This is a genomic window from Fulvivirga aurantia, from assembly GCF_009711475.1.
Classification (GTDB): Bacteria; Bacteroidota; Bacteroidia; order Cytophagales; family Cyclobacteriaceae; genus Fulvivirga; species Fulvivirga aurantia.
The window spans coordinates 1-7,898 of the sequence record NZ_SMMD01000772.1 but is presented as its reverse complement, the minus strand read 5'-3'; the positions used below and the strand labels follow the sequence as shown (position 1 = coordinate 7,898).

The 7,898-nt window shown below is 40.4% G+C and carries 7 protein-coding genes; 6 read left to right on the top strand and 1 reads right to left on the bottom strand.

What is annotated here, in order from left to right:
- Positions 1–14: 14 nt before the first annotated feature.
- Genes E1176_RS09760 through E1176_RS09745 form a run of 4 tightly spaced genes read left to right on the top strand, consistent with a single transcriptional unit; the run spans position 15 to position 5,646 of the window.
- A complete protein-coding gene (locus E1176_RS09760; protein WP_425482571.1) occupies positions 15–1,100 on the top strand; it encodes a family 16 glycosylhydrolase in 1,086 nt (361 codons plus the stop codon).
- A gap of 31 nt (positions 1,101–1,131) precedes the next feature.
- The gene (bglX, locus tag E1176_RS09755) at positions 1,132–3,390 is read left to right on the top strand and encodes a beta-glucosidase BglX (protein WP_155210423.1); all 2,259 of its coding nucleotides are present in this window, start codon (positions 1,132–1,134) and stop codon (positions 3,388–3,390) included.
- Positions 3,391–3,392: 2 nt separating this feature from the next.
- Positions 3,393–4,226, top strand: coding sequence for a glycoside hydrolase family 16 protein (locus E1176_RS09750; RefSeq protein ID WP_155210422.1), 834 nt, complete (start codon positions 3,393–3,395; stop codon positions 4,224–4,226).
- Between the two features lie 13 nt (positions 4,227–4,239).
- Entirely contained in the window at positions 4,240–5,646 is a 1,407-nt protein-coding gene (locus E1176_RS09745) for a sugar porter family MFS transporter (RefSeq protein WP_155210421.1), read from the top strand.
- Positions 5,647–5,721: 75 nt separating this feature from the next.
- Here the strand turns inward: E1176_RS09745 and E1176_RS09740 are convergent, their stop codons facing one another.
- Positions 5,722–6,198 (bottom strand): DUF4199 domain-containing protein, encoded by a 477-nt coding sequence (locus E1176_RS09740; protein WP_155210420.1) that lies wholly within the window; start codon positions 6,196–6,198, stop codon positions 5,722–5,724.
- Between the two features lie 97 nt (positions 6,199–6,295).
- Between E1176_RS09740 and E1176_RS09735 the strand changes: the two genes are divergently transcribed.
- Positions 6,296–7,072 carry a bacteriorhodopsin gene (locus E1176_RS09735; protein ID WP_155210419.1) on the top strand — a complete coding sequence of 259 codons (777 nt, stop codon included), beginning with the start codon at positions 6,296–6,298 and terminating at the stop codon, positions 7,070–7,072.
- Between the two features lie 45 nt (positions 7,073–7,117).
- Positions 7,118–7,898 (top strand): Brp/Blh family beta-carotene 15,15'-dioxygenase (locus E1176_RS09730; RefSeq protein ID WP_155210418.1); only part of this gene is annotated, 781 nt, incomplete at its 3' end.

The following is a 7,898-nucleotide window of genomic DNA, read 5'->3' as shown; positions in this document are numbered from 1 at the left end:
AGACAACGGAGACTATTACAGTAGAAGAAAAAGATGAAGAATTTACTATAGAAATTGAAGTCACACTATCCGAGCCATCCTCAATAAATACTTTCGTTTCTTTCAGTACAGCTGATGGGACTGCAGCCAGTGGTTTGGATTATAAAACAGTCTCAGGTACGCTGGAATTTACTCCCGGAGAAACTTCAAAAACTATTGAAGTGGACATAATCGGAGACCTCATAAAAGAAGATGACGAGTTCTTCTTAATGAATTTTACAAATGGAATCAATGTATCATTGGCTACTAAAGAAGTAGTAATTACCATAACTGACACAGATACACAGTCACCAGAGCCCCCTGAATTTACTGATAAGGGCTACTCAACACCATTGTCATACCCGGATTATACTTTGGCTTGGAATGATGAGTTTGAAGGTACTTCATTAAGCTCTGATTGGACACATGAGATCGGTACAGGTTCCAATGGTTGGGGGAATAACGAACTGCAGTATTATAGAGAAGAAAATACAACCGTCACAGATGGATACCTCTTTATAGAGGCGAAAAAAGAGTCTTTTGGTGGTAGACAGTATACCTCGTCCCGAATTATTACCGAGAATAAACAAGAATTTAAATATGGCCGAATAGATATAAGAGCCCTTTTGCCAAAAGGTCAGGGACTGTGGCCAGCACTTTGGATGCTTGGCGCGAATTTTAGAACAGTAGGTTGGCCTAAATGTGGCGAAATCGATATCATGGAAATGATTGGTGGCCAGGGAAGAGAAAATAATGTGTTTGGCACATTGCATTGGGAAGAGAATGGATCCAGAGCCTGTACCTGTGGTCAGGGTAGTGGATATACGCTTTCCAGTGGCACATTTAGCGATGAATTTCATGTGTTTACGATTATATGGGATGCCAATCAAATACAATGGTTTGTAGATGATGAATTATTTAAAACTATAGACATTACTCCGGCAGACCTCAGCGAATTTCAAGAAGAATTTTTCTTCATATTTAATGTAGCTGTTGGTGGTGATTTACCCGGAAATCCTGATGCTTCAACACAGTTTCCACAACGCATGATCGTGGATTATGTAAGAGTTTTTCAGAAATAAGAAAACGAGATAACACTTAAAATTAATACCCATGAAAATAGGTATCAAAGGAATTGTATTGCTCAGTATAATGGCTATTTCCGCTTGTAGTGAGCAGAAAGAGACCAAAAAAAGTAGAGTGGATGATCTGCTGGCTGAGATGACTTTAGAAGAGAAAATTGGCCAGCTTAACCAATACAGTATCGGAGCCGAACTTACAGGGCCTGGAGAAAAACAAGGGCAGGCTAAAAGACGGTATGAAGAGCTCAAAAATGGAGGAATAGGGTCTGTGCTTAACCTATTGGGAGCCAAAAATGCCAGAGAAACCCAACGACAAGTGGTAGAAAATTCCCGATTGGGCATCCCTCTTATATTTTCTTTTGATGTTGTGCATGGTTATAAAACCATGTTTCCTATACCATTAGGCGAGAGTGCCTCGTGGGATTTAGAACTTATGGAAGCTACAGCAGCTGTTGCTGCTAAAGAGGCTGCAGCAGCCGGCATACAGTGGACTTTTGCCCCGATGGTAGATATTTCCAGAGACGCCCGCTGGGGGAGAGTGATGGAAGGTGCTGGAGAAGACCCTTATTTGGGATCAGCCATTGCAGTAGCAAGGGTAAAAGGCTTTCAGGGTGAGTCATTGTCAGATCCGGCTACGATAGCTGCTTGTGCCAAGCATTTTGCGGGTTATGGTTTTGTAGAGTCAGGAAAGGATTATAACAATGTGTATGTGGGAGAAAACCAATTGATGAACACTATAGTGCCACCATTTAAAGCAGCCAAAGACGCTGGTGTAGCCACTTTTATGAATGCTTTTAATGACATAGATGGTGTGCCTTCAACAGCCAGCACCTTTTTATTGAGAGATATTTTAAAGGGCAACTGGCAATATAAAGGTGTGGTGGTTTCTGACTGGAATTCCATAGGAGAGTTAATCAGCCATGGGGTGGCCAAAGACAAGAGAGAGGCTGCCAAACTGGCTATTACCGCTGGTGCCGACATAGACATGGAAGGTGTAGTTTATATAGATCACCTCAAAGAACTGGTGGAAGCTGGGGAAATTAATGAAGACTTGATCGATGATGCAGCCAAAAGAGTGCTGCAGCTCAAAGAAGATCTGGGATTACTTGATGACCCATATTTATATTTCGATGAAAATAGAGAAAAAGAAACTTTGCTTAAAAAGGAGCACCTTGATTTAGCACGCGAGGCTGGCAGAAAATCGATTGTGCTATTAAAAAATCAAGATGACCTGCTACCATTAAAAGCATCAAACATTGCCTTAATAGGCCCTCTTATGAAAGATAAGGATTCGCCCATTGGCAATTGGCGTGCAGCAGCCGAAGCGGGTTCTGCAGTTTCTCTTTATGAAGGGTTAACTAAGGCTTTACCTGATGCAAACTTCACTTATGCCGAAGGTGTAAAGCTATCGGTTGGACCTAATAATTTCTTTCAGGAAGTTGAAGTAGAAACAGGAGACCGCTCAGGTTTTGCAGAAGCGATAAATAAAGCTAGAAATGCAGAAACTGTGATTGTGGCCATGGGCGAGACCGCTTACATGTCAGGTGAAGGTAGAAGCAGGTCTGAAATAGGCTTACCAGGTCTGCAGCTTGAATTATTGAAAGAGATATATAAGGTCAACAAGAATATTATACTCGTGCTTATGAACGGTCGTCCTTTGACGCTCGCTTGGGAAGATGAAAATATTCCGGCAATAGTAGAAGCCTGGCATTTAGGCTCTGAGGCCGGTCATGCCATAGCAGACGTACTTACTGGTAAATATAATCCGGCAGGTAAATTACCAATGACATTTCCTAGAGCCGTAGGCCAGGTGCCGATTTATTATAATCATAAAATGACAGGTAGGCCTTCATCCGCTCCGGGCCAGGTATTTTATACCCACCATACTGATGTCGACAATAGCCCACTTTATCCTTTTGGTTACGGCTTAAGTTATTCGTCATTTGTCTACTCAGACATCAGCGTTTCTGAATCACTATTAAAGGCAGATGGTGAAATTACTGCCTCTGTAACTGTGAAGAACACAAGCGATGTAGATGGTGAGGAAGTAGTACAACTCTACATAAGAGACCTGGTAGGCACTATAACAAGGCCTGTAAAAGAATTAAAAGGTTTTAAAAAGGTGATGATACCAGCCGGTGGATCAATAGAAGTCGAATTTACGGTTGATCCGGAAATGCTGGCTTACTATAAAGGTGATTTAAAATATGGGGCAGAACCTGGCGACTTTGAGCTATTTATAGGTACAAATGCGAGAGATACGCAATCGGTACAATTTGAGTTAAAGTAATCATGAGAAGTTATTTTGGGTTGATATTGATACTACTGATAGTCACTGGCTGTCAGGTGGGAGGACAGCAGGATGAAGGAGAGGGGCAACTGGTTTGGAGCGATGAGTTTGATTATCAGGGTCAGCCAAATAGCAACCTTTGGGATTATAGTATTGGCGATGGCTGCCCCACGCTATGTGGGTGGGGGAATAATGAACTCCAGTATTATACCAGCAATAACAAAAATATAAGAGTCGCTGATGGTAAACTGATCATAGAGGCACATAAAGAAAATGTAAATGGCAAATCATACTCCTCGGCCCGTATCAATAGCAAAAATAAAGGCGATTGGAAGTATGGCACCATTGAAGTAAAAGCCAAACTACCAGAGGGAAGAGGCACCTGGCCGGCCATTTGGATGCTGCCAACCAACTGGTCTTATGGAGGTTGGCCTAAGAGTGGAGAAATTGATATTATGGAGCATGTTGGCTATGATCAGGGCAATATCCATGGTACGGTGCACACTGAAGCTTACAATCATTTATTGGGCACACAAAAAGGTGATAGTATAGAATTAGCTTCCGCATCTGAGAAATTTCATATTTATTCTGTTAATTGGAGTCCTGAAAAAATCGATTTTCTGGTAGATGGTGAGGTGTACAATACTTTTACCAATGATGAGACTGGGTCAGCCGCGTGGCCATTTGACCAACCGTTTTACTTGATTATGAATATAGCAGTAGGCGGCAATTGGGGAGGTAAGCATGGGATTGATGACAGTATCTGGCCTCAACACATGGAAATTGATTATGTAAGGGTTTATCAAAAAGCCGAAAAACAGAACAACAACTACTGATTTAACCGAAAATATGTCAAAAAACGGATTACTTATTCTCATTACCTCCGTGGCAGCCTTAGGTGGTTTGCTATTTGGGTACGATACTGGGGTCATCAACGGCACTCAGTTTTATTTTAGCAAATATTTTGAGCTGGACGCAGTCATGAAAGGCTGGGTAGTGGGTAGTGCACTACTTGGCTGTCTGGTTGGTGCATTGGCAGCAGGACCTATGACTAAAACTATGGGTAGAAAAGTGAGCTTAATCATAGCTGCTCTATTATTTACCATTTCTGCTCTGGGCTCTGGTTTACCGTCATTTCTACCTCAATCCGTTACGTTATTAGTCGTTTTTAGAATTATTGGAGGTTTAGGTATTGGCCTGGCCTCTATGGCTGCACCAACCTATATTGCGGAGATTGCTCCGGCAGATAGAAGAGGGGTATTGGTTACTTTTTATCAATTAGCGATAGTTACCGGGTTCTTCGTGGTGTTCTTAGCAACTTATTTTATTGGACAAAATTATACGCCTACAGAAAATATTGAAGTGGGGTGGCGATGGATGTTCTGGTCAGAGCTTATCCCATGTGGACTGTTTCTCCTACTAACATTTTTTATTCCGAAAAGTCCACGCTGGTTGGTTATGGTTGGCCGTGAAGATGAGGCATTGAAAGTGCTTAATTCATTGCATAGTACCGAGATAGCACAAAAGGAAATTGCAGAAATACGCATGTCGCTCAATCAGGAGCGCAAAACAGAGCGCAAGGAAGTGTCTATCTGGCAAAAAGCTGCCTTACCAATCGTATTGATTGGTTCAGCATTGTCTTTACTACAACAGACTACAGGTATAAATGCCGTGCTTTATTATGGTGGAGACATTTTTGAGAAAGCCCTGGGTTTTGGTCAGGAGGATGTACTTCAGCAGCAGATTTTGTTAGGTGCAGTCAATTTCATATTTACGTTCGTGGCAATGTTTACAGTAGATAAATTTGGGAGAAAGCCTTTGATCTTGATCGGTTCTTTTGGCATGCTTACAGGCTTCGTTTTGCTTGGAGGTTCTTTATACCTGGAGTCTGTAGGCCTTGTCTCCCTTATCGGGGTGCTTATGTTTATCGCTAGCTTTGCTTTAAGCATGGGTCCTGTTACCTGGGTGTTGTTGTCTGAGATGTTTCCCAATAAAATTAGAAGTATGGCCATGTCTATAGCAGTGGCTATCCAATGGGGAGGTAATTATATCGTGTCTCAAACTTTTCCGATTATGGCCGAGAGTGAAGCCAATATATCTGGCGCCTGGAACAAATCGCTGCCTTATGTCGTATTTTCCATTTTTATAATAATTCTCATCATCTTCACTAAAAAATATATCATTGAGACAAAAGGTAAGAGCCTTGAGCAGCTCGAAGAAGTTTGGGCTGAGAAATATGGTAAGATAGAGAGCTAAAAAATTGATAAAAAGAAAAAGCCCCTCGTTTGGGGCTTTCTCACAACAATCAACATTAAAAAATAAACCAAAAAACTAGTCTTGATGATTAATAAGTTTTTCTTTAAAGTCGAGACGTCCGACCTTCAATCTCTGCATTACTGCATAGGAGATCAAACAACCTGAGAACGTACCTTCAATAAATATTTGTAGGGTAGCGCCAAATACATTGATGTATCTACCAAATAATTCGTTAGCTCTAATTGACTCAATAAATGCCGGGTTAATTACTGTTAGATAAATTAAACCAAACGCGGCAAACATTGAAGATGCCACTGCTGCAGTGAATAAACCCAATCCGATACCCTTGAGATAGGTAAATTGCTCGAGTTTTACTTTAGCTTCTTTGGTAGCCATATAGACTCCAAAGAACATGATACCGGCATTTAAAATACGTAGCTCAATCATATGCACGAGGCCGAAGGCTTTCATTACTGAAAAATAGATTGAGAGTAGGACAAATGTGATGGCCCCCCACTTCAGACCAATAGATTCAATTGTGTTAGTTTTCATAATATAGGATTTAGATTTTAAATTCTTTTTTAATTGTTTCACATCTTTCAAACATTTCTGAAACTAATATGTTCATTAAAAAACAAAAAAAAATTTTATGAACTATTTACTATTAGTGGATTTGGTTACAATCCCAAAAGATGATCCAGTAGCCTTTACATTTTTTACAGGTTACATGGCGATGTTTGCGGCTTCTGTTTTTTTCTTTTTTGAAAGGGGAAGCGTATCTGAGAAGTGGAAAACTTCTTTACTGGTTTCTGGTCTGATCACAATGATCGCGGCTGTGCATTATTATTACATGAGAGATTATTATGCATCTACAGGATCTAATCCTACCGCGTTGAGGTATATCGACTGGACACTTACAGTACCATTAATGTGTGTGGAGTTTTATTTATTGACCAAAGCAGCCGGTGCTAAAATTGGTTTGCTATGGAAATTAATCGTGGCATCAGCATTTATGTTGGTGATGGGCTACATAGGTGAAGCATTTGTACCGTTAAATGCCGATGGTTCTCCAGCTGAAGGAGCGACTTCGCACAGTGTATTATATGGTATACTATCTACTTTAGGTTACTTATACATTCTCTACACCGCATGGTTTGGAGAGGTGAAGAAACTCGGAGATGCTTCTGGAAACCCTACAGTAGTAAAGGGTATAAGAATTTTAGCATGGTTTGTATTAGTAGGTTGGGCAATTTACCCAATTGGGTACATGTGTATGCCAGGTGGTTGGTTAAATACCAGCTTAGGTTGGACATCTTCTAATGTAGACCTATTCTACAATATTGCAGATGCTATCAATAAGATTGGTTTTGGTTTGGTGATTTATTCGGTAGCAAAATCTGACAGTCCGTCAAAAGTTTCTGCATAACAAGGCTAGGGGCTCAAATATTTTTGAGCCCCACCTTATTTAATTATGGCATTGGGTAGAATAGATAGAGTATTGATTGCTTGCACTTTGGCTGTAGTACTTCTAAGTGTTATGTGGCCTGCTGTAAGCAATATAAGTACAATAGCCTTTTTAGGCATGTTGGTGGTTGTTGGTATTCCACACGGAGCGATTGATCACCTCATACATTTTAAAAACGCAAAAGGCTCAACCAGAAAGAAGTGGTATTTTTATATCCAATATCTCGGTTTGGCAGGGCTTGTAGCTGTTAGTTGGTTGTATTTGCCTATTTTATCTTTCCTACTTTTCATGCTTATTTCGGCCTATCATTTTGGCCAGTCACAACTATTTTACCTGCAGTTAGGAGCGCTTCTCAAACATACTTTGTTTCTGGTTTGGGGTATCTTTTTGCTGTCGATAATAGTTGTTTTTAATTATAACGAATGCTACCAAATATTCAGCAGTCTCAGCAGTTTGTTAGTGGGCGATTGGATGACAATAGACATTTGGCAAATCAGTATGCTTTTGAGTGGTGGAGCTCTGTTCACAATCTTTAATTATCTGGTGCTTAACGGGCAAATGTCTTTCAAACGATTCCTGTTAGAGTTTAGCCTCTTCGGTGCGTTTGTCGTTCTATCCATTTATGCTGATGCTATTTTGTCTTTCACCATTTATTTTGGGTTATGGCATTCTTTAAGATCGTTGTTTATAGAGTACAAGAGTCTTAAGCAACAAAAGAGCTTTTACAGTGCAATTCAGTTTATCAGGGATTTTCTTCCGTATACTTTAATTGCTATCATTTTCTTAG